This is a genomic window from Siphonobacter sp. SORGH_AS_0500, from assembly GCF_002838835.1.
Lineage (GTDB): Bacteria > Bacteroidota > Bacteroidia > Cytophagales > Spirosomataceae > Siphonobacter.
In genome coordinates, this window is record NZ_NHPP01000013.1 from 1 (window position 1) to 23950 (window position 23950).

Sequence of the window (23950 nt, forward strand, 5' to 3'; positions counted from 1 at the left end):
CCCGCTCCGCCGATGATACTGGGTTTACCCCCGGGAAAGTAGGTAATCGCCTCCCCCTTATATTCTAACGACTCCTGCCGGGATGCAGGAGTCGTTTTTACTTTTACTCCTAGCCTAGCTGCTTCTATCTTATAACTGTTACTCCCGCTGGAGTATAATTACCTTATTTCACTGCCCATACTTACTGCTTGCGAAATACCAGTCCATCCATATACAATCTAATAACTCTTAAAGCATATACTTAGTATTTTACCTCAGTCTATTCAGTAATTAAAAGTTCTTTTATTCCATTATCCTTTAGGACTCTTTCTTTTAAATTCATAATCTTGTCAAAAATGGATTGTTATGAATTTAGATCTTACTGGAAAAAATGCCTTGGTTGGAGGTAGCACTCAAGGACTCGGCTGGGCTACTGCTGTAGAATTGGCTTTACTCGGAGCTAATGTTACCCTTATTGCTCGTAATGAAAAAAGTCTTCAGTCAAAGGTTTTACTTTTACCTAATTCCGGTGAGCAAACGCATACTTATTTAGTAGCTGATTTTTCTGATCATTTACAAGTAGAAAGTGTAGTTAAGAGTTATCTCCAAACGTCTTCTTTTCATATTCTTATTAACAATACGGGTGGCCCTGCTGGAGGTCCCTTGCTTAATGCTTCTCCAGAGGATCTTCAGAAAGCGTTTTCTGCTCATGTTATTTGCAACCAGTTACTGACGCAATTATTAGTACCCGGTATGAAGCAATCAGGATATGGTCGCATTATCAATATTATTTCTACTTCTGTTAAAAGTCCACTTGAAGGATTAGGTGTATCTAATACCATTCGGGCTGCTGTGGCTAACTGGTCAAAAACTTTGGCTAATGAGCTAGGGCCGTATGGTATTACGGTTAACAATGTTCTTCCCGGATCGACAGATACAGGCCGCCTTGCTTCCATTATTAAAACAAAAGCTCAGACTACTGGTAAATCAGAAGAAGAAGTTCGGCAACAGATGGCCGACGAAATTCCAGCTCGCCGGATTGGTACGCCTGAAGAATTTGGAGCCGCTGCCGCCTTTTTATGTACGCCTGCCGCTTCTTATATTAATGGAATTAACCTGCCCGTAGACGGTGGTCGTTTAGGCTGTTTATAAAATTATGTTACAGGATTTCGTCCAACCTACCTTCTTAAAAAGGGGAGACAAGGTTGCCATTACTGGTTTGGCTAGTAAGATCGATAATGATGTTTACATTAAACCAGCCCTAGAGCTTCTTCATCAATGGGGGGTAGAAGTTGTAACAGGCCAGTCTTTACATGAAGAATGGTTTGCTTTCGCCGGTACTGATTCCATTCGTCAGAACGATTTTCAAACGTTTCTAGATGATTCTTCTATCAAAGCCATTTTCTCTGCTCGTGGGGGGTATGGTTCTTCACGTTACCTGGACAAAGTTGACTTCACCCGATTCAAAAATGATCCCAAATGGATCATTGGCTTTTCGGATATTACTGCGGTTTTGTCCCATGCATTGACCTTGGGTATTCAAAGTATTCACGGACCTATGCCTAAAACGTTTTTCCAGGATGAAACGGGATCATCATTGGAGTCGCTTCGCAAGGTATTATTTGGAGAACTTACTAGTTATCAGTTTGAGCCGCATACGCTTAATCGAGTCGGGAATGCCGATGGGATTTTATTTGGAGGAAACCTATGCCTATTAGCTCACCTGATTGGTTCAAAGTCGGACGTGGATACGGCAGGAAAGATATTATTTCTGGAAGATGTCGATGAATACCATTATTCGGTGGATCGATTAATGGTTCAGCTTAAGCGAGCTGGCAAACTGGATCAACTGAAAGGATTATTGATCGGCAGTTTTTCAGATATGAAAGATAATGCTGAAGATTTTGGAATGACCCCCTACGAGATCATTCGTCATTGGACCCAGGAATATGATTATCCCATCGCTTTTGGCGTTGCAATCGGTCATGAAGCTAGAAATCTGGCGATGCCCGTGGGTCGACCAGTTCAGTTTGGTGTTAATGAAAATTCTGTTGAGCTAAAGTTTTAAACGAGTAACATCGTTAATACGCCCGCCATCATGATGTATTTACAAAGAGAGCTCAGGAAGGCGAAATCCTGCTTGGTATCAGCGTAGAAAAGCCGGTATGCTACAAAGAGGATTGGAATAGAGATAATCATGAAAATATAAGCCAGCGTAGGAGCATGCAACGGCTTAGTCATGGAAAAAAGTGTAAAAAGAAACAAAGCAATCAAGCCCAGCAGAAAATACTTCGTACGTACCAATCCCCAGCGGATGGGTAAAGTTTGACAACCAAAGCTTGCGTCTCCTTTCACATCTTCCATGTCTTTAATGATTTCCCGGATCAATGAAATGGCAAAAGCAAATAGGGCATAGATATATACTTCACGTTCATTAATCTGATAGTGCACGGCCAGAATGATCAAAGAAAGAGCCGTCAAAAAGGCGACCATAAGGTTACCCCAGAAAGGTAATCGTTTGAGGTGATTCGAGTAAATCCAGAGGAAAAAGAACGCACAGGTATTGATTAAAAAACCTTTTTATCTACTAAACCTCCCGCAGCAATTCCCATGAAATTGAGAAAAAGGTTAATGCCCATAGCCCAGCGTCTTTTCAAATAACGGCCAATGATAACCTGATCGGGTTTGTTAATTAGGTCAATTTTAATGTCATAATAGTCATTGATGATGTAACCCGCCGCCGCAATACAGGTAGTAGAGAAGATTAACCAGAATAAATGTTTATCCCGAAAGCCTTCATACCAGGCTGTTTCCGGGTGAATTAAACAGGCATATACTAAATATTGGGTAATGGCCAGAATGAGTAAATTTGGCCAACGAACCAGACGCAGGAATCCACCAACAATTTGATTATTAGTAGGTTTGGGTTTATGACGCATACCGCGAGTCGCTTGTAATAATTCAGGATAACCTTTTGATACGGAAACAAGTAGCTTAAAAACTATCCAATGTGGATTCAAAATTAATAGACGAGAGTTTGCTTCTACGAAACCAACCCTTAAATCATTCTGTTGTAGCTCTGACTAAATGTTATCACTATGAATATCGGCATTGTGTGCTATCCAACCTTCGGTGGAAGCGGAGTAGTAGCCACTGAGTTAGGAAAAGCACTCGCCAAAAATGGGCATCGCGTTCACTTCATTACCTACAGCCAGCCCCCGAGGTTAGATTTCTTCAATGAAAACGTCTTTTATCACGAAGTTTTTATTCCCTCGTATCCTCTTTTTCAGCACCCGCCCTATGAATTGGCCCTTTCCAGTAAAATGGTTGAAGTGGTCAAAAATCATAACCTGGATTTGCTACATGTGCATTATGCTATTCCGCATGCTTCGGCGGCCTATATGGCCAAACAAATCCTGAAAACGCAAGGCATTCATATTCCTATCATTACTACCCTGCATGGAACAGACATTACTTTAGTTGGTAAAGATCCCTCTTTTGAGCCCGTAGTAACCTTCAGTATTAATGCTTCAGACGGTGTTACAACGGTTTCTGAAAGTTTAAAGCAGGATACTTACGATCAGTTCCCTATTGAACGGGATATTGAAGTAATTCCTAACTTTATTGACCTGGAGCGTTTCCGCAAGCAGAAAAAAGATCACTTCAAGACCGCTATTGCTCCCAATGGCGAAAAAATATTAGTGCACACCTCTAATTTCCGGAAAGTAAAACGCATTGAAGACATCCTTCAAATGTTTGCTATTCTGCGGAAACAGACCTGTGTAAAGTTATTATTAATTGGGGATGGTCCCGAGCGGGTAGGCTTGGAAAAACTGTCCCGTGATCTGGGCATTAGTGCAGATGTCCGTTTCTTGGGTAAGCTTGACGCCATTGAAGAAGTGCTTTCCATTGCCGATATATTTGTCATGCCGTCCGAAAAAGAAAGTTTTGGCTTGGCTGCACTGGAAGCCATGGCTTGTGAAGTGCCGGTTATTTCTTCTGATGCCGGAGGCATTCCTGAAGTAAATATTCCGGGAAAAACGGGCTTTCTTTCAGCTATTGGTGATTACGAAGATATGGCTGAAAAAGCAGCCATTATTCTGCAGGATGATCAATTACCCATTTTCAGAGCTAATGCCTTGGCTCGAGCGAAAGAATTTGACATTAATATTATTCTTCCGCGGTATGAATTTTTCTACGAAAAGATTCTTAAGCAAACCAGTGTATCGGGGTATGAGGTAGCTAAATAGTGGAATAAGCCCTGATTAACAGTATCTTTTTCAACCTATAAGCGTATGCATTATTCAGGTATTCCCAAGACTTCCCAAAAACGGGTAGTAATCATCGGTGCTGGCTTTGGTGGCTTGGCCCTGGCTCGTAAACTAGCCAAATACACCGACATACAAACCGTTTTACTGGATAAGAATAATTTCCATCAGTTTCAGCCACTGTTTTATCAGGTAGCCATGGCGGGGCTGGAGCCTAGTTCTATTGCTTTTCCTTTGCGAAAAGTATTTCAGAGCCTGGCCAATGTTCATATTCGGGTTACGCAGGTTGAACATATTGATACTGACCATCGGCTGGTGCATACGTCAACCATGGGTGACATCAGTTACGATTACCTCGTGATTGCGGCGGGAGCGGAGACGAATTTTTTCGGGATGAAGAATATCATTGAACGGGCCTTACCTATGAAATCTGTGGGAGAAGCTCTGGCTCTGCGAAATCGCATGCTGGAAAACTTCGAACGGGCTTTGATTTCAGATGACATGGACGAACGGCAGGGGTTAATGAATGTCGTCGTCGTGGGGGGCGGACCTACAGGTGTGGAATTATCCGGAACGCTGGCGGAAATGAAAATGCATATTTTGCCGAAGGATTATCCAGAACTGGATTTCCGGCAAATGCAGATTTACCTGGTGGAATCAGGAGCTGAGTTACTTGGACCGATGTCGCGGGAATCTCAGGTCAAATCGGAGCAGTATCTGAGGAAATTGGGTATTAATGTCATGCTTAATAACCGGGTTACTGATTTTGATGGAAAATTTGTGTATTTACTTGACGGTAACAAACTCCGAACGGATAACCTGGTCTGGACGGCGGGAGTAAAAGCAGCGACTTTTGAAGGAATTCCCAGTGAGGTTTTAGGGAGAGGTGGTCGGATGAAGACCAACGAATTTTGTCAGGTAGAAGGTTACGATACTATTTTTGCCATTGGTGACATTGCTTTGGTTTCTGGTGATGATAAATTTCCTAATGGTCACCCACAGTTGGCTCAGCCTGCCATTCAACAGGGAAAACTCTTGGGTGATAATCTGGTAAGGCTATTAAAAAAAGAACCCTTGAAGCCTTATAAATACAAAGATTTAGGCTCAATGGCGACGGTGGGACGGAATCTGGCGGTAGTGGATTTACCCTTCTGGAAATTTCAGGGATTTTTGGCGTGGTTAACCTGGATGTTTGTTCACTTAATGTCCATCGTAGGCGTTAAAAACCGACTTATGATTCTTATCAACTGGGTTTGGAATTACATTACCTACGATCAATCGCTACGATTAATCATCCGATCGAAGGAGCCTGACGTGAAATCCCAGCCCCAGGAAGCCGAGCCTACACCGATCAATCCCTCATAATTCGAAATTTACGGTAGAAAAAAGGGCTTTTGGCCGTACCTTTGCTAGTAATAGTACTACATTTTTCTACACCATTTAGTCTTTGTGTAGCCATGGAACCACAGAAAATTAAGCCGAAAAACAACGGCAGTAAACAACTCTTCGACAATCCAATTCTGGAAGCTTTATCCAGAACGCACATTTCCATTCCAGTCTCCATGTTCTTCATTCTTGGAGGCGTTTTAGGCTGGTATGCATTTACCCACACGGATTTATCCAATTGGGCTATCGGCATTTTGTTCTTCACGGGCGTAATTGCCTTTACTTTTGTTGAATACTGGATGCACCGTAGTGTGTACCACATTGAGCCAACTACCCCGGCTCGGGCGAAGTTTCAGTATACCACGCACGGGGTTCATCACGAATACCCAAAAGATAAAAGCCGCCTGGCTATGCCTCCGATTCTGGCAGCCATCATTGCCGGAACCTTATTCCTGATTTTCTTCCTGATTATGGGTGAAGCGGCCTACGCCTTTTTCCCCGGATTCATCTGGGGTTATGCAGGGTATCTGTTAGTGCATTACTGCGTTCACGCGTATGCTCCTCCCAAAAATTTTCTGAAGCATTTGTGGATTAACCACGCTATTCACCACTATAAAGATGGTAACGTGGTTTTTGGCGTTTCTTCGCCCCTGTGGGATTATGTGTTTAATACCATGGACGATAAGCATCAAAAGAAAGATACAAGTAAGGCGATGGAAACGCTTTAAGCATTTCCTGAACTTTTCATAAGTAACGAGTCGTTCTTTCCCAGAGCGACTCGTTTTGCTATTTAGTAGACGGCTTAAAATTTCTAAAAGGCACGATTGCCGTCTGGTTTCTTCGTTATTTTGTACGTATGGTTGAGAAGCGTTGGTCCTATCAGAAACTCCCGGAAACTTCTGAAGATAAACAAACCGTCGAGTCGTTGGCTCAGGCGATTAATGTAAATTCTTTTTTAGCTACGTTGCTCTGGCAGCGGAACATTCGGGAATTTGATAGTGCGAAATCATTTTTCAGACCTCAGCTCAGCGAATTACACGATCCGATGTTAATGAAAGACATGGATCGGGCGGTAGAGCGATTAACACTGGCTCTAAATCGGGGCGAAAAAATTCTAATTTACGGCGATTATGATGTAGATGGAACTACATCCGTAGCCTTATTCTATGGGTATCTGAAAACCTTCTACGATCATCTGGAATTTTACATTCCGGATCGTTACAAAGAGGGCTACGGCGTTCAAAAGACTGGAATTACTTACGCTGCCGAAAATGGCTTTACGCTCATTGTAACACTGGACTGCGGGATCAAATCGGTGGACTTGGTGGCGGAAGCTAAGAATTTAGGCATTGATTTTATCATCTGCGATCACCACCGTCCGGGTGAAGTTATTCCTGAGGCAGAAGCTGTGCTGGATCCCAAACGGGTAGATTGTCCGTACCCATTCAAGGAATTAACAGGATGTGGCGTTGGATTCAAGTTATTACAGGCGTATAATCAATACCATCAAATCCCCACAGAGGGCTTGTTTGAATACCTGGATTTATTGGCTATTAGTATCGCAGCGGACATCGTACCCATTACCGGAGAAAATCGAATTCTGGCTCATTACGGATTAAAACAGCTGAACGCAGCTCCCCGAACGGGCTTACGAACGCTCATTAAGTCGCATCGCTCAAGCCCCCACTGGATATTACCAACGTTGTGTTTGGAATTAGCCCCCGGATTAATGCGGCAGGCCGTATCAAGCATGCGTATGATGCTGTTAATCTTTTGCTGTGTGAGGACGAAAACGAAGCCGAAGAATTTGCCCGAATTATTAATACTCATAATACCGACCGTCGCCAGTTTGATACCCGAATCACGCAGGAAGCCCTGACGATGATTGAAACAGATGATTGGTTAAAATCAGCAAAGTCTACGGTATTATTTAAGAATGACTGGAATAAAGGAGTAGTAGGAATCGTAGCGAGCCGATGTATTGAACAGTATTATCGACCTACGATTATCCTGACTGAATCCAATGAAAAGGCGGCGGGTTCGGCTCGTTCAGTACCGGGTTTTGACGTGTATGAAGCCATTGAAGCCTGCTCGGATTTACTCGAACAATACGGCGGGCATATGTACGCGGCTGGTTTAACTCTGAAAGTGGAAAACGTTCCTGCTTTCCAACGGCGTTTTGAAGAAGTGGTTTCGCGAAAAATTCAGGAGGAGCATCTAAGTCCACTGGTAGACGTGGATATGAAATTACCTCTTTCGGCCATTAGTGATAAGTTTTACGGTATTATTAGTCAAATGGGGCCTTTCGGACCCGAAAATATGACGCCGGTGTTTGTAGCCGAACAGGTTCAGCTATACGGTACGCCGAGAATCCTGAAAGAGAAGCATTTGAAAATGGATGTACGTCAAAGCGGATCACAGATCTTTTCCTGTATTGGTTTTGGAATGGCACACTTTTACGAGAAATTGCTAACGGGTCGTCCCTTTGATTTATGCTATCAAGTAGAAATCAACGAATTTCAAGGGAAACGAACTTTACAGTTACAGATTAAAGATATAAAATTCAGCAAGTAAGGGGTAGCCCAATAGCTTAGATATACGAAAATGATTCTTCGCACAGAAAACCTGATTAAGAAATACGGACAGCGGCTTGTCAATGATAATGTGAGTTATCAGGTGGCTCAGGGAGAAATTGTCGGTTTGTTAGGTCCTAACGGAGCTGGAAAGACGACGTCTTTCTACATGGCCACGGGTCTGGTAAAACCTAACAGTGGAAAAGTATATCTGGATAATCTGGATGTAACCAATCTCCCGATGTACAAACGGGCTCGTCTGGGGGTGGGTTACCTGGCTCAGGAGGCTTCCGTTTTCCGTAGTCTGACGGTAGAAGAGAATATTCTGGCCGTGCTGGAACTTCGAGGTGGTATGAACAAAGCCGAGCGGCACGAGAAAATGGAATCGCTACTCGAAGAATTGAGCTTGACGCACGTTCGAAAAAATAAAGGGCAGGTACTATCTGGAGGAGAACGTCGCCGGACTGAAATTGCCCGAAGCTTAGCGGTAGATCCTAAATTCATTCTGCTGGATGAACCCTTCGCCGGAGTAGACCCCATTGCTGTAGAAGAGATTCAGGGAATTGTAGCGAAGTTAAAATACCGCAACATTGGGATATTAATCACGGATCACAACGTGGATGAAACCTTATCCATCACTGATCGGGCCTATTTATTGTTCGAAGGAAAAATCCTTCGTTCGGGTACGCCAGAAGAACTAGCCGCTGATCCAGTGGTCCGTCGGGTTTACTTAGGAAAGCACTTCGAATTAAAGCGAAAGATTTAAGAAATTATCTTATTCAGCATATGAAGCAATGCCAGCGGAAAAGATGGCATCGACCATACGGAGAGACCTTACTAAATTTAAGCGAATCTTGTGAGTATCCGATGCCAGCTTTTCCGCTGGCATCACTAGTTATGTTACCTTAAAATAAGCCAAGAACACAAGGGCTAACTCTTTATTACCAGCAGAAAAGCTGGCAGTGTCTACGCAAAGTCCAGTAGATAATGAAAACGGAATTACCTATGTATCTGAGGCCAGATTTTTCACTGGTATCACTAGCTACACTACCTTAAAGTAACACAAGAACACACAGACAAGATAAAAGACAAAACCGTCCTCCCTTTAACACCAGCAGAAAGCCTGGCAGCATTTATTCAAAGCCCATCCATTGTTATTAACCCTCAAGAGCAATAATGGTACTGAAAAAGGTAATTCAGTTCAACTAATTTTTGAAGAATACCTTCTGCCTATAAAACTCCAAACTCAAAAGCCCAAACGCTAGGCACATTTCACAAAATCGCCCTACCTTTGCACCATGCAAGATCGCTATGCACAGCGGGGCGTTTCGGCCTCCAAAGAAGACGTTCATCAGGCTATTGCCGCTCTCGACAAAGGCCTTTTTCCTAAAGCTTTTTGTAAGATCGTTCCCGATACACTTACGGGCGATCCCGAGTATTGTACCATCATGCACGCCGATGGTGCGGGTACAAAAACTTCCTTGGCTTATTTATACTGGAAAGAAACCGGAGACATCTCGGTCTGGAAGGGTATCGCTCAGGACTCCATCGTAATGAATACCGATGACTTGCTTTGCGTAGGTTGCACGGGTCCTATTCTGCTTTCCAGTTCCATTGACCGAAATAAAAACCGGATTCCCGGCGAAGTAATTGCTCAGATTATTAATGGTACCGAAGAGGTATTAGCCATGCTTCGTGAAAACGGCGTTGAGATTTACTCTACAGGCGGCGAAACCGCTGACGTAGGCGATCTGGTTCGGACCATTACCGTGAATAGTACTGTGGTGGCCCGGATGAAGCGTTCCGATGTGATTTCTAACGATACTATTCAGGCGGGTGATGTTGTCGTAGGGTTGGCTTCATTTGGACAGTCGAACTACGAAGATCAATATAACGGCGGTATGGGCTCTAATGGCCTTACCTCTGCTCGTCACGATGTACTGGATAAATATCTGGCGGCTTTATATCCCGAAAGTTTTGATCCCGAAGTTCCTTCGGATCTGATTTATAGTGGTTCTAAAAAATTAACGGAACCCGTGGAAGGTACGTCTTTAAACGTAGGGCAGTTAATCCTTTCGCCTACACGTACCTATGCACCGTTTGTCAAGGCTTTATTGGCAGAAATTCGCCCAAATGGCATGGTGCATTGCTCCGGTGGAGCTCAGACGAAGGTGTTACATTTCGTTGATAATGTTCATATTATCAAGGATAACCTTTTCCCAATTCCTCCGCTGTTTAAAATGATCCAGCAGGAAAGCGGAACGGCCTGGTCGGAGATGTATAAAGTCTTTAACATGGGGCACCGTTTGGAAGTGTATCTGCCCGAAGCTCAGGCTCAGCGAGTGATTGAGATTGCCCAGTCTTTCGGTATCGAAGCTCAGGTGATTGGCCGGGTGGAAGCGTTTGAAGGAAAACGAGTAACGGTGAAGAGTGAATTTGGCGAGTTTGTTTACTAGCGAAGTAAGCAACACGACGGCAGAGAAGACGCGTAAAGTACCACAGCACCAATGCAAGCAGAAGAAATTCAATCCATAGAGCCCGCTCTGGACATGGGAATTTATACCGTGCCGGATGTCGCTCAGATTCTGAGATTACCGCTCACCCGCGTGCGTCGCTGGCTGGATGAATTTTGGAATGGACGATTATCCAACACGACCAAGGTTTCTTATTCCTGGGGTAAGGGCCGCGAGCGGGTGGTGAACTTTCAGACCCTGATTGAGTTTTACGTGTTTTTTAAATTGCGGGAACTGGGTATTTCAACGGCTAAGATTTTACAGGCCCACGAAGTCAGTTCCAAGCTTTTACAAACGCCATTTCCCTTCGCTTCTTCGTTTTTGTTAACCGATAGTAAGACTTTATTCGTCGAAATAGGTAATGAGATACTAATTACGGCAGATGCCCGGCTCCAATACGAGATCAAAGAAGTAATGGAAGGTTTCTGCCGTAAAATTGAATTTGATACCGATAAAGTCGCCGCGAAGTTCTGGCCGTTGGGAAAAGATCGCTCCGTAGTGATTGATCCCCAGAAACAGTTTGGTCAACCTATTATTCAGGGAACCAACATTCTGGCTGAAACCTTACATCGGATTCATCTGGGCGGCGAAGAAGAAAGTACCATTGCCTCTCTGTATCAGATTACTCCTCAGCAGGTAGAAGAAGCCTTGTATTTTATTAACCGTCCCATTCAATGAAGGTCTACCTTGATGAGAATTTAGTACCGTTCTTTCCGGCTCATTTTATGGAAGAACAAAAACTAAGCATTCTTCGCAATGAGGATTCGCTGGCTAAAGTCAAGGGGTTGATCATTTATCCCGAGTTAAACGTCCATCGGACTTCTTCTTTAAAAGCTGTTTTCGTCGGATTAGGGCTGAACGTGGTTTTTGTTTCACTACCCGTAGAAGGCGTCTGGTATCTGGACGAGCCTGAAGTGCGTCAGCGAAAATGGGCTGAGGTTATTAAGAAATGCCGTAAGCAAACGGAATCCTTTATCTATCGGTGTGATCTGAATGCGAGTCGTTTACGGAATCTTGCTTAGCAATAGTGCTGGATTAACTGCTGTTTTTCCCGTTGCTGATCCAATCGTAATCGAATTTCCTGCAAGCTCTGTTCTTTCAGCAATTGGCCGTTTTTGTAAATGGTTTCTAGTAAGCCCGTCATGGCTTCTTCTGCACTGACCTGATCCACCAAGCCTGTTACCATTCCGTTTTCTCCCGTTACTTTGATTAGTCCTTTAGCACTGCGTTTAGTGCCATCATCGGTTTTGGGATCTTTAAAAATGGCCCGACCTTCCCCCTTCACTACCCCATAGGTCGCTTTCATTGCAAAACCGAAGGTATCGCGGGTAACGTATTGATAAGTATAACTGCCGATACCGAAGACAACGTTGGTACTGGCAAATCCCTTATCCGCCAGTTGCTGACAAATGGTCTGACAACGCTCCAGCGTGATACTGTCCCCGTAAATCAGTCCGATATGCGGATCCAAGAGGCGAAACCCTTTTTCGGTTATGTTTCCTCCAAATGTTTCCCAAAGGCATTCGACGGCCCCTTTGTATTCTGGTGTCCCCGGCTCTGCTTGGGGGTCACCACATAGAATTTTTACTGGATCGCCGCTGTCGGGGCGAATAACTACTTTTCCATTTCGACTAATGATGTCTCTTTTAAGCCGAGGCATGAATTCCGTGATTACTTGCCAAAAATCCCAAGTGTCACTAACGATACTTACGACGCCTTGTGGATAAATATCGTTAATGAGCCGTTTGAAGGTATCAATTTCTCCACTTTGCGTACCCATACACATGACGCTATGTTCAGTAGCTGGGACACTGCCGCCCACTAGTTCCCGGTCCACATTTGCTAAATAATAGGTTTCTAGAAAGTCGATGGCTGGAATGGTATCGGTTCCTGTAAAGCTCAGTAGATGAGCTGCTCCGCTCATTTCTGCCGCTTCCAGGCCAGCCATACCCCGAAAACTGAAATCATGCCCCTGCCAGGGAACGAAAGAAGTATCGCCGCCCGTCTTTGCCGCGTATTGTTCCAGAAGGGTTCGGTAATGGAAAGCAGTGGTCGCACTGGTGCAGGGTAACCACAGAATACAGGATAATAGGGTTTCAAGGAAATTGGTTAACCAGAAGAATTCAGGCTTCGTATTCTGAATCGTAAACATTGGAACCCGGAAAGGCGTAAGTGTTCCCTCGGGTAAGGCCCGAATTTCCAGTGGTAAGTAACCCAAGTCGTGCAGGGCTTCGATATGATCGAAAGTAACAGCTCCTTTGCCTAGGTAATTTTCGATACGTCTCTGGTATTTTCGTAGTACTTCTGCTTTCGGCTTTTGAAAGAATTGTTCGTTAAATTCTTCCATCAAATATTTCTTGATAAAGTATTGCATGCCGAAGAAAACGACGGTATCAAAACCATCAAGTCGGCTTTTTCGAGGAGTTAAATTGCTGTAAACCAATTCGGTATCAGTAGGGTATTGACTACGGTGATCTACTTTATATCCGTCAGAAAGATGAATAGGATTCATGGTTGTATTAGTTAAGAAGCGTTGAAGAAAGGGAGATTTGAGTAAGCTCAGGAGTCGCGAAAGTCTGGAAGGAATCGGTGCTGAATATTTGATCGTAATAGGTTTTCAACGCTTCAAATCCCTGGCTGAAAATGCCATGATTTACCACCAGAATTAACGAACCCGCTCCCTGCTGGCGTAAAGCCCTAGCTAATTGCAGAAACGTTGCTCCGCCGTCACAAATGTCATCGACTACCACGCAGGTCTGCCCTTGCAGAGGCGGAGCGTAAATGTGGACATCGCTAAGTTGACCGTTGGCTGGATTACGCTTTTTACTGCACTCGATGTAATCTACGCCCAAATGCTGGGCTATTTTATACGTCTTTTTTAAGGCTCCAGCATCGGGAGAAACCAGTACGTACGAGGTTAGAGAAGCTATACATTGCTCAACAAAAGCCTCATTGGTCATCACTTTTACCCGATCTAACAAGGCTGGAGTAACGTCTGAGTGAGGATCGAAAATAGTTACTTCCTTAAAGTTGAGGTTATTAATCAAATCTGCGTAGACTTTTACAGTTAGAGCTTCGCCTTGTTGCATGCAGCGATCCTGGCGGGCGGCGGGAAAATAGGGTAGAAATAAAGATAAGTCGGTTACGCCCGCTCGCCGCAGAGCATCTACGGCAACAATTAATAAACCCATATCATTAAAGCTTCGAACCCGAGTGGTAATCAGCACCGATTCGTTCGTTACGGGTTCCAGTAAACGAATATGAGGTTCACCACCATTAAAAGTAAATGCTGCATAAGCAAGGCCAGAACCGTAAGGCTGAAAGGTTTGATCAAGATTAATGACTTTCATATTTGCGTTTATTTTACGCAAATATGAATACGGTAAATAAGCTCTGCAAGAAAAATGCTAAATATTTGTGTAAAAATTACGCAAAATAAAATCCTAGGGAATGTCAAAATAGAATCCATTAAGCTCAAGTTCCTGATAACGAGTAGTATCAAAGCGATAAAGGGAAGCCGGGCGACCACGACCTTCAGAAACTTTATTAGATAGTTCTTCTAAAATTCCGAAGCTAAGCATCTTTTTTCGAAAGTTTCGGCGATCCAAAGGCTGGTTAAGAATGATACTGTAGAGTTTTTCCAACTCTCCGAAGAGGAATTTTTCGGGTAATAAATCAAAGCCAATGGGTTGGTAACGCAGTTTGGAGCGAAGACGCTGGATGGCTTTTTCCAGAATCTGAGCATGATCAAAAGCTAGGGATGGCAATTGGTTAACGTCAAACCATTGAGCATCTATTGCGTCAGTGGAAGCTCGAAGCTCATGATTTCCCGAACGAATGATAGCCATATAGGCCACCGAAACAACTCGAAAGCGAGGATCTCTTTGAGGATTTCCGAAGCTGAAAAGCTGTTCAAGGTAACTAATAGTTAAACCCGTTTCTTCCGAAAGCTCGCGTTCTACGGCCTGTTCGAGACTTTCCTGTTCCGTCACAAAGCCGCCGGGTAAAGCCCATTGATTAATAAAAGGCTCATATTTCCGACGAATTAATAAGACGTGTAATTGCTCGGAATGATAGCCAAAAACAACGGCATCAACCGTCAGACGAATAGTTGGGTCGGGGTATTGGAAAGAATCGGCCATGAAATCAATAGCATTATAACCACTGCTTCAGCTCCAGTAATGAACGCAGTTGATAGGTAGCTTCGCAGGGTGGGTAGAGCGATTGCTCGGGACGAAAATACGCCGCGTGCATGCCAACTCCTAATGCTCCGGCTACATCGGCTTCGGGGTTGTCTCCAATCATTAGGGCATCGCCTGCGATGCATCCCGCTTTTTCCATCGCAAAGTGAAACATGGCGGGTTCGGGTTTCTTAGCATTAGCCGTTTTGCTGGTTACCACTTCTCTGAAATAACCCGTTAAACCACTATTGTCCATTTTGGTGTACTGTACATCACCAAAACCATTGGTAATGATGTGCATTTCATACCGGGGAGCCAGGTAATCAAGTAACTCCAGTGCCCCGGGCAATAAATGGGGTTTGTAGGGGCAACGGGATAAATACCATTCACTCCATTCGTCACAACTGTTATCTTCTTCACAGCCCAGCTGATTGATTACCTGTCTGAAACGACGGTAACGCAGCTCTTCCTGCGAAATCTGGCGACTGTCATGCAAATGCCATAGCTCGGCATTTACCTTATGGAACGTTTCCTGAAAAGCCTGAGCCGTGGGAATACCGCGTTTATGAAGATCAAATGCTTCGAATAATTCTACCAGCGTTTCGTTCGTATTTCGCTCAAAATCCCAGAGAGTATGGTCGAGGTCAAAAAAGAGATGTTTGTAAGCCGTTCTGGGCATTGTTAAATATTTTCTTATCCGTAATCTGCTTACGGTGTTGTTCTAAAAACTCGGTAAATAATTCCAACTCATCCAGTAAAGGCTGAAAATCGTAGGAATCGTAATGGTAACTTTCGGTGTACACGTTCTGGAAATCAGTAATCAAATAATCCAGTTGCTTAATATTCCAGCTCTTCAGCCCGAAGAGATATAAGTTTTGAAAATGGTGAGCAAACTTGGGAGCCTGATAACGGGCGGTGGTTTTAATGTCAATCGCCCGATCACCCCCAACCACATCCACCATGCCGTAGAACTCCACGTCTTTAATAGCTGTGCGAACGAAAAACTGGGTTTTATACCGCATGGGTAACTGCTTCCGCATGGTTTGAATAATCTCCGTTGGAAACTGTTCTTCACCACGACCAGAAATCAGGGCTGTTTCGAAATTAACCCCTCGCTGTTGAGCAGGCGTGGTTGGTTGCGGAACCCGATTAATCCGATCCAGTAACTCCTGTTCGCTTACGTATAACTCTCCATTTGCATTTCGTGCTTCGTGATGAAACAGCGAAAATGTCTGAATGAGGGTGGGGTATAAGCGGTATTTGATCATTGATGAATGGACTATGGTTTTAGCCTTACTAATCTATCCTATAAAAGTAATGCCGCGGCAAGTGAGTTGATGGTTTGGGGAGGAGTATGGATAAAAATAAACATCCCGGAAGGTTAACCTTCCGGGATGCAAACCTATGAACTACTAACTATCAACCAATCACTAGGAAAGATTTGCCAATGCTTCACGAAGAGCCACGATTTTCGACTCTGCATCTGCTTTTTTCTGACGTTCTTTTTCTACAATTTCCGGTTTTGCATTCGCGACGAAACGTTCATTGGAAAGCTTGGCATCCACCGATTTCATAAAACCTTCGTTATACTCGATTTCCTTAGTTAATCGTTCGCGTTCGGCTTCAACGTCGATTTTCTCCCCTAGAGCGATGAAGATTTTATCAGTTTTAATCAGAAATGGTGAAACGCCTGCCACATCTTCAGTTACGAATTCTATGGGAGTGGTATTTGCTAATTTCTGAATAATGGGGTCAATCTTCTGATACCGATCCCCATGCTCCGTACGAACGGCAAGAGGTAAGGTTTCTTTCGGCGAAAGACCTTTTGAGTTACGGGTTTCCCGGACTTTGGTTACTACTTCAAAAAGCGTATCAAAATCTGCTACAATGGCTGGATCAATAGCACCTACGGTGGGGTAATCCGTTCGGCAAAGGCTTTCTCCTTCGGCACGTTCCCGCAGACTTTGCCAGATTTCTTCGGTAATAAATGGCATGAAGGGGTGCATCAGGGCCATTAGTTTTTCGAAGAAAGCAACGGTCGTTTCATAAGTTTCTGCATCAATGGGCTTACCGAACTCAGGCTTGATAATCTCCAGATAGTTCGAGCAGAATTCATCCCAGATCAGCTTATAAGCGGCATGCAGAGCGTCCGAAATACGAAATTTGCTAAAATGATCCAGAATTTCGGCCAGCGTTGCGTTCAACTTTGACTCAAACCAGGCAAAGGCTTGTTGATTCGAAGCGGGAGCTGATTCCGTAGAAATTTCCCAGCCTTTAATCAGACGGAAGGCATTCCATACTTTATTACAGAAATTCCGGCCCTGTTCGCAAAGCTTTTCATCGAATAACAAATCGTTACCCGCCGGAGCTGAGAATAACAGACCTGTCCGAACGCCATCAGCACCGAATTTGGCAATCAAATCCAGCGGATCAGGGGAGTTCCCCAGCGATTTGGACATCTTCCGACCTTTCGCATCGCGTACAATACCCGTCAGGTAAACGTTTTTGAACGGACGCTCGCCCATGAACTCATAACCCGCCATGATCATCCGGGCTACCCAGAAGAATAGAATGTCGGGGCCCGTAACCAGATCGCTGGTGGGGTAATAGAATTTAATATCCTTGTTATCAGGGTCTGATAAAGCATCAAATACACCAAAAGGCCATAGCCAGGACGAGAACCAGGTATCCAGTACATCGGGATCTTGCTCTAAATCCTGTTCCGTAAGAGCAAAAAGCTGCATTTCGTGCTGAGCTTTCCGCAGAGCTTCGCGTTTATTTTTGGCTACGATGATGGTACCATCCTGTAAGTAGAACGCCGGAATCTGCTGCCCCCACCAAAGCTGACGAGAAATACACCAGTCGCGGATATTCTCCATCCACACCCGGTAGGTATTCTTAAACTTGGCCGGAATCAGGGCTACTTCATCGTTCATGACGGAATCCAAGGCTGGTTTGGCCATGTCGTCCATTTTCAACCACCACTGCATTGACAGTTTAGGTTCGATTACCGCACCCGTTCGTTCGGACGTTCCTACGTTGGATTTATACTCTTCGATTTTCTCCAGGTAACCCTTTTCTTCGAGTTCCTTGATAATGGCTTTGCGGGCCGCAAAACGATCCATCCCTACGAAGAGCTGAGCTTTTTCGTTGAGCGTTCCGTCGTCACTAAGAATATCAATGACGGGCAGACGGTGTTTCTGACCGAGTTCGTAGTCATTTAAATCGTGGGCGGGCGTTACTTTTAAAGCTCCCGTTCCGAAATCCATCGTTACGTATTCATCCAGAATGATCGGAATTTCGCGGTCAATCAAAGGAATGCGAACTTTCTTGCCGTGCAGGTGCGTATAACGCTCATCATCAGGGTGAACGCAGATGGCCGCATCAGCCATGATCGTCTCGGGACGAACGGTGGCAATGGTAATAGAAGTGCCTTCTTCACCCACAACGGGATACTGAATGTGAACAAACTTCGATTGTACTTCCTTGAAGATTACCTCTTCATCCGATAAGGCCGTTTTTCCCTGAGGGTCCCAGTTTACCATCCGAACACCACGGTAAATCAGGCCTTTATTATACAAACGAACGAAAACGTCAATTACCGACTCGTAATACTTCTCATCCATGGTAAACCGCGTACGATCCCAATCACAGGAAGCTCCGAGTTTTTTTAATTGCTCGAGAATAATACCGCCGTATTTGTCCTTCCACTCAAACGCATAGGAAAGAAATTCATCGCGGCTGAGATCCGTCTTGGCAATTCCCCGCTCCTTGAGCATGGCAACGACTTTCGCTTCCGTAGCAATGGAAGCATGATCCGTACCGGCTACCCACACCGCCTCTTTGCCTTCCATGCGAGCTTTGCGGACCAGAATATCCTGAATGGTATTGTTAAGCATGTGACCCATGTGCAAAACGCCAGTGACGTTTGGTGGAGGAATCACGACCGTATAAGGCTCTTTTTCAGGATTAGGCTTGGACGCAAAAAGCTTGTGCTGGAGCCAGTAGGCATACCACTTGTCTTCAACCTCGTTGGGTGAATACGTTTTAGAAATCGTGCTCATGGTAGTCATCTTTCGGGGAAAATCGCCCTAAACAGAAATTGGAATGCAAAGATAGGTAATAGAAAGCCGTGGCGGTAATAGCTAGCGTATTTGACCCACTACCAGCGGAATAGAAACAGTTACTATAGCTTCGGGTAACATTAAAATCATAACACATTTTATACAATCCCTAGTTCGGAAAAACGTGATTTGAAGGCAGATGCATTATTTTTGTGAACTAGCCCGTGGCTGAACCCCAGTCATGAGAGCACCTAACCATTCATTTACCTAGTTTCAACGCCACATGAGTCGTTTTTTCGTGAATGTTTATTCCATTTGGGCGGCCTTCTGGTTTGTATTTACGTTCCTGTTGATATTTCCGTTTCAGTTTATCTTTCTACAAAAAGAAGCCTGGAAACCCATGGCTCACCGGTGTAATCGGGTGTGGGCTCATTTATTTTTTCCGCTGGTCGGAATGCCTATTCGGGTGCGTTATGAAGCAGGGAAACCCGATCCCAATCAGGCGTATGTTTTTGCGGCGAATCACTTTTCATACCTGGATGTAGCCTCTATGATGTTGATTGTGGATACGTATTTCGCTTTTCTGGGAAAAGATGTCTTGAAGAAAGCTCCTTTGTTTGGCTATATGTTTTCGAAACTCCACATTCAGGTAGACCGCAATGATCCCAAAAGTCGTTCGAAATCTTTACAGCGATCGTATCGGGCACTGGAGTCGGGGAGAAGCATGGTGATTTACCCCGAAGGAGGTATCCGCACGAGTAATCCACCGCAAATGCATCCTTCCTTTAAGGATGGAGCCTTTCGCATGGCGATTCGGGAGCAGGTACCTTTGATTCCGATTTCTTTACTGAACAACTATCAGTTATTACCCGATAAGAAAAACATGCGTCTGTACCCCGGGTCGGTGAAAGCGGTGATTCATAAACCCATCGAAACAAAAGGGATGACAGAGGCAGATGTGGAAAACTTACGGCAGCAGGTATTTGATATCATCCAAAAAACCTTGGACGAATACACCGCTAATCCAAAGGCCCACCAAAATGAATTCAAACGACTGACGGTGATTTAGCGTATTTTTTGCTACCACGGACTATTGCAAAGACGTTGAAAACTCTAAACCCCCAACCCTAAACCCAAACACTAGCATGCAGGTCGAAAAAGATACCCTTCATAAAATTGCCAAGCTGGCCCGTTTAAGCATCATTCCTGAGGAGGAAGAAAAGCTGACTAATACTCTAAGCAGTGTATTAACCTGGATGGAACAATTGAATGAGCTAGACACTTCCAATGTGGAACCCTTAACGCACATGACACTGGAAGTGAATGCTTTACGGGAAGATAAAGCTCTGCAAACCATTACGCATGAGCAAGGCTTACGGAATGCCCCCAAGCGGGATGAAAACTACTTTCGGGTACCAAAAGTATTGGAATAACCGAACAATTGTAGAGACGCGACTTCATCGCGTCTGGGTAGAGGCGGTTTGTTATTAATAACGTTTCCTCCCATGGCTGGTGTCCTCACCAGCCATTACTAAGCATAATGGTTGGTGAGGACACCAACCATGGCGTAAAACAACCGTCCAACTTCTTGGGGCTAGTCCAAAGTCGCGTCTTTACATTCAAAAAATCTGGAACTTATCACCATCCAGCGATACCGGAAACCTTTCCCGAAACGTGGATAACTCTTCGTAGTTGATCGTGTGAGTGTGGATAAGTGCATTGGATTGTGGATAACTTATCCACTCCCCACGGGAGTTAATTAATCCAGATGCTCCCGAGTGAGCCAAACCGTTACCATCTTCACCAATGCGGTTAACTCCGACTACATAGCACTGATTTTCAATGGCCCGGGCCGTTAACAGACTTTTCCACACGGATTCCCGAACGGCGGGCCAATTGGCAGTATAAATCAATACGTCATACTGGTTATCCACATTTCGACTCCATACCGGAAATCGCAGATCATAACAAATCAGCGGGCAGATATTCCAGCCTTTCCAGTTTTTGATAATCCGTCGATTACCTGCTGTGTAGACTTCGTGTTCATTACCCATGCGGAACAAGTGCCGCTTGTCGTAGTAATCATACGTTCCATCGGGCTGCATCCAGACCAGACGGTTATAATACTTCCCATTTTCCTGCACTACAAAACTTCCCGTTACCACCGCCTGATACTGAGCAGCTATTTGCTTCATCCAGCGAGTTGTTGTCAGGTTCATGACCTCCGCCACTGGGGCCGGATTCATGGTGAAACCCGTGGTGAACATTTCGGGCAAAACAATCAAGTCCGTAGGTTCGGTTAGTTCAGAAAGCATTTCTTCGAACATCGCCCTATTGGCCGTGGGGTTTTCCCAATGCAAATCCGCCTGAACGAGCGTAACGGTAAGAGGAGCAGTCATAAAACAGAAATTAATACACAATCGTTAGTGAGCCGCTGATCGTCGGGCGACCATTATTGGGCTTAATGACGTAATAATAAGTGGCAACAGGCAATTTTTTTCCCTGGTAGGTTCCGTCAAAAGTAGTGCGGTAGCCTTTGGAAAAAAACAACTCCGTACCCCAGCGATTAAAAATCTGTACTTCGGCATCGGGGTAATATTCAATGCCCGGCATTTCCCATGTATCATTCTTGCCATCACCGTTTGGGGTAATACCATTGGGAATAGTAATGGGTTCCCACACCGTAACTAAGATCTGGTCCTCAACCGCACAACCCGAGGCTCCCGTTACTTTAAGGGTATACTTCGTCGTTTGAAGGGGGGAGGCAGTCGGATTCTTGACCGTTGTAGAACTTAGGTACGTGGGTGGTGTCCACTCATACAACAGATTGTCCTGCGTTTGAGGCTGAAGTATGATGGAATTCCCCCGAATGATTCCTACCTCATTAGGCAGCAATACCGTGGGAGCCGAAGCGACCACAGCGATTTGCTCAGCCGAAGCTTTACAGCCGTACGAATTAGTGACCGTATACGTAACTGGAAAAGAACCTACGCCCGACTGAGAAGGAATAAATTCATTACCTACCACGCCACGCCCCGAAAAAACACCTCCTACGGGGCTACCATTCAGGAGTATCCGTGCACCATTGACTTGGCAAATCAGTGGAATGGCCTGCATACTAACTGTAGGTTCGGGATAAAGATTGACCGGAAACACTGTAGAAGTAGCCGAACAGGATCCGATTTTAACTTCAAATGAGTAGTTTCCAGAAGCTTTCACGACATACTGGTTCTGAGTAGCTCCCGCAATGGGCTGACCGTTTAAAAACCATTGGTAGGTATAACCCGATCCTGTTACCGCAACCAAAGCCACCGAATCAGAAACGCAGAACTGACCAGAGCCGGGCAAACTGCTATATTCCGCGTTAGGCGTTGGGTAAATTTCGACTTGTTTTGACGGTGTGTAATAACAGAGGTCATCCAGATTCTGGACTCTCACAGCATATAAACCTGATTCATTAATCGGGAGAGATGAGGTGGTCTGTGAAAGAGCCTGTCCATCTTTTGACCAAGCATATGTGTAATTTCCCCTGACGGTTGAAAGTACGATAGGTTGAGATTCGCAGCCCGGCAGTGGGACATTGGATGTAATGTCTGGGCTGGCTCCTGTTTTTAAGCGTAGCGTTACGGATTGCGAAGTTTTGGATGCCGCACAAACCGTAGTCGAACTAACTACGATTTTGTACACGCCTGGCGAACTGGCCTGATAGGTGTATGTCGTTGCTCCCGGAATGTTGATACCGTCTTTCTGCCACTGATACGAGGCATTCGCCATTTCCTGAGCAGTTAAATCCAGAAAGCCATTTTCGCAGATTTCCAATTCTTTTACGGGTTGATTAGGCTTATCCTTCAACGTAATAACTGGATCGGGCAGAGTATTATCTGGGCAGTCCACCACGAGTAGCTGAAAATCCCGCCGGACGGAGCCAATTTTTTGTCCGTTACGGTATTCGTCCACCTGAACGCTAAACACAAATAGCCCTCGTTGCGTAGCTGTTACGCTTAAAACGCCAGTTGAAGCATTTACTCCCAGAGCCGGAGCTCCCGGAATAGCCGCCTGATCGCTAAATCCCGCCGCCCATTGCAACGGCGGATAGGGACTCGATTGCGGTAAGGCGGGATTGGGCTGGCCCTGAGAAGAATAACCCATGTAAGGCGTAACCATGCTATAGCGTAGTTCATCGCCATCAGCATCCGTCGCCCCGAAATTGAGCGTGAAAGGCCTATTGATGCAAATGTATTCGCCGTTAGGATGAGCAAATGCAGGCGAAGAATCCAGAAAATTTTGTCCATTTAGACGCAAGGCCGGAAATTCCAGGTAGAAAACAATACCCGAACGACCAGGCGTCAGAATATTATCTATTGAGGTATTGCGACAGCACCGCTCCCAGGCCACATAATAGCCTTGAGCATCGGCATAATTATCGGGCGACAGATCCAGCGGGGCCGCATACCGGAGAATGGAAGTTTCCAGACTACGGGCTTCTGCACAGCTCGGATTAGTATATTGTAAAGGCGTTGTCGACTCCAAATACATTCGGATATTGAGCATACGATTGTTATCACTTTTCCGAAAAATAGAAACAACAATAGACTGCTCTTTACCCGTATTTACCCCACCGACTTCATCAAAGAAGAGATTCAGGTAAAGATTGTATTTACCGGGCGTTGATGCCGTGGCAACCATTTCGAAGTTACCACCCACGATATGATTGGCCCAGGCCTGCGGCGTAAGCCATAACAGTAAACTTATTCCAAGGAAAATAAAAAATTGTTTCATACGCCCGAGTTTGTTCAACGCGTCAGTAAAACGTTACCAGTCCGGACTTCATTGGAGTAGGAAATGGATTGTCAGAACGGGTTGTTACGAAGTTACTATGGCAAAGTACCTAAATTCCAACAGATCGAAACCTTATTTAATCAGTCGTAGCTGTTACTCACGTAATTATCGAAGGAGAAGAGTTATATTGAGATTAAAAACCTGTTC

General features: G+C 44.8%; 21 protein-coding genes and 1 pseudogene. 12 read left to right on the forward strand and 10 right to left on the reverse strand.

What is annotated here, in order from left to right:
• Positions 1-345 precede the first annotated feature (345 nt).
• On the forward strand, positions 346-1131 hold the full coding sequence (locus BWI96_RS15210) for an SDR family oxidoreductase (RefSeq protein WP_106637410.1): 786 nt from the start codon (positions 346-348) through the stop codon (positions 1129-1131).
• Between the two features lie 4 nt (positions 1132-1135).
• On the forward strand, positions 1136-2047 hold the full coding sequence (locus BWI96_RS15215) for an LD-carboxypeptidase (protein WP_106637411.1): 912 nt from the start codon (positions 1136-1138) through the stop codon (positions 2045-2047).
• Here BWI96_RS15215 and BWI96_RS23390 read toward each other — a convergent pair.
• The gene (locus BWI96_RS23390) at positions 2044-2547 is read right to left on the reverse strand and encodes a UbiA family prenyltransferase (RefSeq protein ID WP_369804191.1); all 504 of its coding nucleotides are present in this window, start codon (positions 2545-2547) and stop codon (positions 2044-2046) included. The two genes, BWI96_RS15215 and BWI96_RS23390, sit on opposite strands and share 4 nt — an antisense overlap.
• Positions 2547-2918 (reverse strand): UbiA family prenyltransferase, encoded by a 372-nt coding sequence (locus BWI96_RS23395; RefSeq protein WP_255400701.1) that lies wholly within the window; start codon positions 2916-2918, stop codon positions 2547-2549. The genes BWI96_RS23390 and BWI96_RS23395 overlap by 1 nt, the downstream gene beginning before the upstream one ends.
• A 159-nt stretch (positions 2919-3077) precedes the next feature.
• Here BWI96_RS23395 and bshA point away from each other — a divergent pair, with 159 nt between their 5' ends.
• The 8 genes and pseudogenes from bshA (at position 3078) to BWI96_RS15260 (ending at position 11741) form a co-directional block, all read left to right on the forward strand.
• The gene (gene bshA, locus BWI96_RS15225) at positions 3078-4229 is read left to right on the forward strand and encodes an N-acetyl-alpha-D-glucosaminyl L-malate synthase BshA (protein WP_106637412.1); all 1152 of its coding nucleotides are present in this window, start codon (positions 3078-3080) and stop codon (positions 4227-4229) included.
• Between the two features lie 45 nt (positions 4230-4274).
• Positions 4275-5612, forward strand: coding sequence for an NAD(P)/FAD-dependent oxidoreductase (locus BWI96_RS15230; protein WP_106637413.1), 1338 nt, complete (start codon positions 4275-4277; stop codon positions 5610-5612).
• A 92-nt stretch (positions 5613-5704) separates the two neighbouring features.
• The gene (locus BWI96_RS15235; protein WP_106637414.1) at positions 5705-6361 is read left to right on the forward strand and encodes a sterol desaturase family protein; all 657 of its coding nucleotides are present in this window, start codon (positions 5705-5707) and stop codon (positions 6359-6361) included.
• Positions 6362-6489: 128 nt separating this feature from the next.
• A pseudogene (gene recJ, locus BWI96_RS15240) lies at positions 6490-8207 on the forward strand (single-stranded-DNA-specific exonuclease RecJ).
• Positions 8208-8237: 30 nt separating this feature from the next.
• Positions 8238-8972, forward strand: a complete 735-nt coding sequence (lptB, locus tag BWI96_RS15245; protein WP_106637415.1) for an LPS export ABC transporter ATP-binding protein — start codon at positions 8238-8240, stop codon at positions 8970-8972.
• Positions 8973-9504: 532 nt separating this feature from the next.
• Complete coding sequence (locus BWI96_RS15250) at positions 9505-10662, forward strand: AIR synthase-related protein (RefSeq protein ID WP_106637416.1); 1158 nt, start codon at positions 9505-9507, stop codon at positions 10660-10662.
• Positions 10663-10713: 51 nt separating this feature from the next.
• Positions 10714-11397, forward strand: coding sequence for a DUF433 domain-containing protein (locus BWI96_RS15255; RefSeq protein ID WP_106637417.1), 684 nt, complete (start codon positions 10714-10716; stop codon positions 11395-11397).
• Positions 11394-11741: a hypothetical protein gene (locus BWI96_RS15260; protein ID WP_106637418.1), complete on the forward strand. Its 348-nt coding sequence runs from the start codon at positions 11394-11396 to the stop codon at positions 11739-11741. Before BWI96_RS15255 ends, BWI96_RS15260 begins: the two co-directional genes overlap by 4 nt.
• Here the strand turns inward: BWI96_RS15260 and BWI96_RS15265 are convergent.
• From BWI96_RS15265 to BWI96_RS15290, 6 genes are all read right to left on the reverse strand, one after another.
• Positions 11738-13231 (reverse strand): nicotinate phosphoribosyltransferase, encoded by a 1494-nt coding sequence (locus BWI96_RS15265; RefSeq protein WP_106637419.1) that lies wholly within the window; start codon positions 13229-13231, stop codon positions 11738-11740. The genes BWI96_RS15260 and BWI96_RS15265 overlap by 4 nt on opposite strands.
• 7 nt (positions 13232-13238) lie before the next feature.
• On the reverse strand, positions 13239-14069 hold the full coding sequence (gene prs / locus BWI96_RS15270) for a ribose-phosphate diphosphokinase (RefSeq protein WP_106637420.1): 831 nt from the start codon (positions 14067-14069) through the stop codon (positions 13239-13241).
• Positions 14070-14162: 93 nt separating this feature from the next.
• A complete protein-coding gene (locus tag BWI96_RS15275) occupies positions 14163-14861 on the reverse strand; it encodes an NUDIX domain-containing protein (protein WP_106637421.1) in 699 nt (232 codons plus the stop codon).
• A 13-nt stretch (positions 14862-14874) separates the two neighbouring features.
• Positions 14875-15579, reverse strand: a complete 705-nt coding sequence (locus BWI96_RS15280) for a YjjG family noncanonical pyrimidine nucleotidase (RefSeq protein WP_106637422.1) — start codon at positions 15577-15579, stop codon at positions 14875-14877.
• The gene (locus BWI96_RS15285; protein WP_106637423.1) at positions 15545-16168 is read right to left on the reverse strand and encodes a hypothetical protein; all 624 of its coding nucleotides are present in this window, start codon (positions 16166-16168) and stop codon (positions 15545-15547) included. Before BWI96_RS15285 ends, BWI96_RS15280 begins: the two co-directional genes overlap by 35 nt.
• 162 nt (positions 16169-16330) lie before the next feature.
• Complete coding sequence (locus BWI96_RS15290) at positions 16331-18964, reverse strand: valine--tRNA ligase (RefSeq protein WP_106637424.1); 2634 nt, start codon at positions 18962-18964, stop codon at positions 16331-16333.
• Positions 18965-19247: 283 nt separating this feature from the next.
• Between BWI96_RS15290 and BWI96_RS15295 the strand changes: the two genes are divergently transcribed.
• On the forward strand, positions 19248-20033 hold the full coding sequence (locus tag BWI96_RS15295; RefSeq protein ID WP_106637425.1) for a 1-acyl-sn-glycerol-3-phosphate acyltransferase: 786 nt from the start codon (positions 19248-19250) through the stop codon (positions 20031-20033).
• A gap of 76 nt (positions 20034-20109) precedes the next feature.
• Positions 20110-20397: an Asp-tRNA(Asn)/Glu-tRNA(Gln) amidotransferase subunit GatC gene (gatC, locus tag BWI96_RS15300; RefSeq protein ID WP_106637426.1), complete on the forward strand. Its 288-nt coding sequence runs from the start codon at positions 20110-20112 to the stop codon at positions 20395-20397.
• Between the two features lie 186 nt (positions 20398-20583).
• Here the strand turns inward: gatC and BWI96_RS15305 are convergent, their stop codons facing one another.
• Both BWI96_RS15305 and BWI96_RS15310 read right to left on the reverse strand, forming a co-directional pair.
• Positions 20584-21363 (reverse strand): amidohydrolase, encoded by a 780-nt coding sequence (locus tag BWI96_RS15305; protein ID WP_106637427.1) that lies wholly within the window; start codon positions 21361-21363, stop codon positions 20584-20586.
• Positions 21364-21373: 10 nt separating this feature from the next.
• On the reverse strand, positions 21374-23743 hold the full coding sequence (locus tag BWI96_RS15310) for a gliding motility-associated C-terminal domain-containing protein (RefSeq protein WP_232793755.1): 2370 nt from the start codon (positions 23741-23743) through the stop codon (positions 21374-21376).
• Positions 23744-23950: the final 207 nt, after the last annotated feature.

Bases quoted from the DNA above. Each gene is read 5' to 3' on its own strand.
- BWI96_RS15210 (WP_106637410.1), top strand. From the start codon at position 346: ATGAATTTAGATCTTACTGGAAAAAATGCCTTGGTTGGAGGTAGCACT.
- BWI96_RS15215 (WP_106637411.1), top strand. From the start codon at position 1,136: ATGTTACAGGATTTCGTCCAACCTACCTTCTTAAAAAGGGGAGACAAG.
- BWI96_RS23395 (WP_255400701.1), bottom strand. From the start codon at position 2,918: ATGCGTCATAAACCCAAACCTACTAATAATCAAATTGTTGGTGGATTC.
- bshA (WP_106637412.1), top strand. From the start codon at position 3,078: ATGAATATCGGCATTGTGTGCTATCCAACCTTCGGTGGAAGCGGAGTA.
- BWI96_RS15230 (WP_106637413.1), top strand. From the start codon at position 4,275: ATGCATTATTCAGGTATTCCCAAGACTTCCCAAAAACGGGTAGTAATC.
- BWI96_RS15235 (WP_106637414.1), top strand. From the start codon at position 5,705: ATGGAACCACAGAAAATTAAGCCGAAAAACAACGGCAGTAAACAACTC.
- lptB (WP_106637415.1), top strand. From the start codon at position 8,238: ATGATTCTTCGCACAGAAAACCTGATTAAGAAATACGGACAGCGGCTT.
- BWI96_RS15250 (WP_106637416.1), top strand. From the start codon at position 9,505: ATGCAAGATCGCTATGCACAGCGGGGCGTTTCGGCCTCCAAAGAAGAC.
- BWI96_RS15255 (WP_106637417.1), top strand. From the start codon at position 10,714: ATGCAAGCAGAAGAAATTCAATCCATAGAGCCCGCTCTGGACATGGGA.
- BWI96_RS15260 (WP_106637418.1), top strand. From the start codon at position 11,394: ATGAAGGTCTACCTTGATGAGAATTTAGTACCGTTCTTTCCGGCTCAT.
- BWI96_RS15265 (WP_106637419.1), bottom strand. From the start codon at position 13,231: ATGAATCCTATTCATCTTTCTGACGGATATAAAGTAGATCACCGTAGT.
- prs (WP_106637420.1), bottom strand. From the start codon at position 14,069: ATGAAAGTCATTAATCTTGATCAAACCTTTCAGCCTTACGGTTCTGGC.
- BWI96_RS15275 (WP_106637421.1), bottom strand. From the start codon at position 14,861: ATGGCCGATTCTTTCCAATACCCCGACCCAACTATTCGTCTGACGGTT.
- BWI96_RS15280 (WP_106637422.1), bottom strand. From the start codon at position 15,579: ATGCCCAGAACGGCTTACAAACATCTCTTTTTTGACCTCGACCATACT.
- BWI96_RS15285 (WP_106637423.1), bottom strand. From the start codon at position 16,168: ATGATCAAATACCGCTTATACCCCACCCTCATTCAGACATTTTCGCTG.
- BWI96_RS15290 (WP_106637424.1), bottom strand. From the start codon at position 18,964: ATGAGCACGATTTCTAAAACGTATTCACCCAACGAGGTTGAAGACAAG.
- BWI96_RS15295 (WP_106637425.1), top strand. From the start codon at position 19,248: ATGAGTCGTTTTTTCGTGAATGTTTATTCCATTTGGGCGGCCTTCTGG.
- gatC (WP_106637426.1), top strand. From the start codon at position 20,110: ATGCAGGTCGAAAAAGATACCCTTCATAAAATTGCCAAGCTGGCCCGT.
- BWI96_RS15305 (WP_106637427.1), bottom strand. From the start codon at position 21,363: ATGACTGCTCCTCTTACCGTTACGCTCGTTCAGGCGGATTTGCATTGG.
- BWI96_RS15310 (WP_232793755.1), bottom strand. From the start codon at position 23,743: ATGAAACAATTTTTTATTTTCCTTGGAATAAGTTTACTGTTATGGCTT.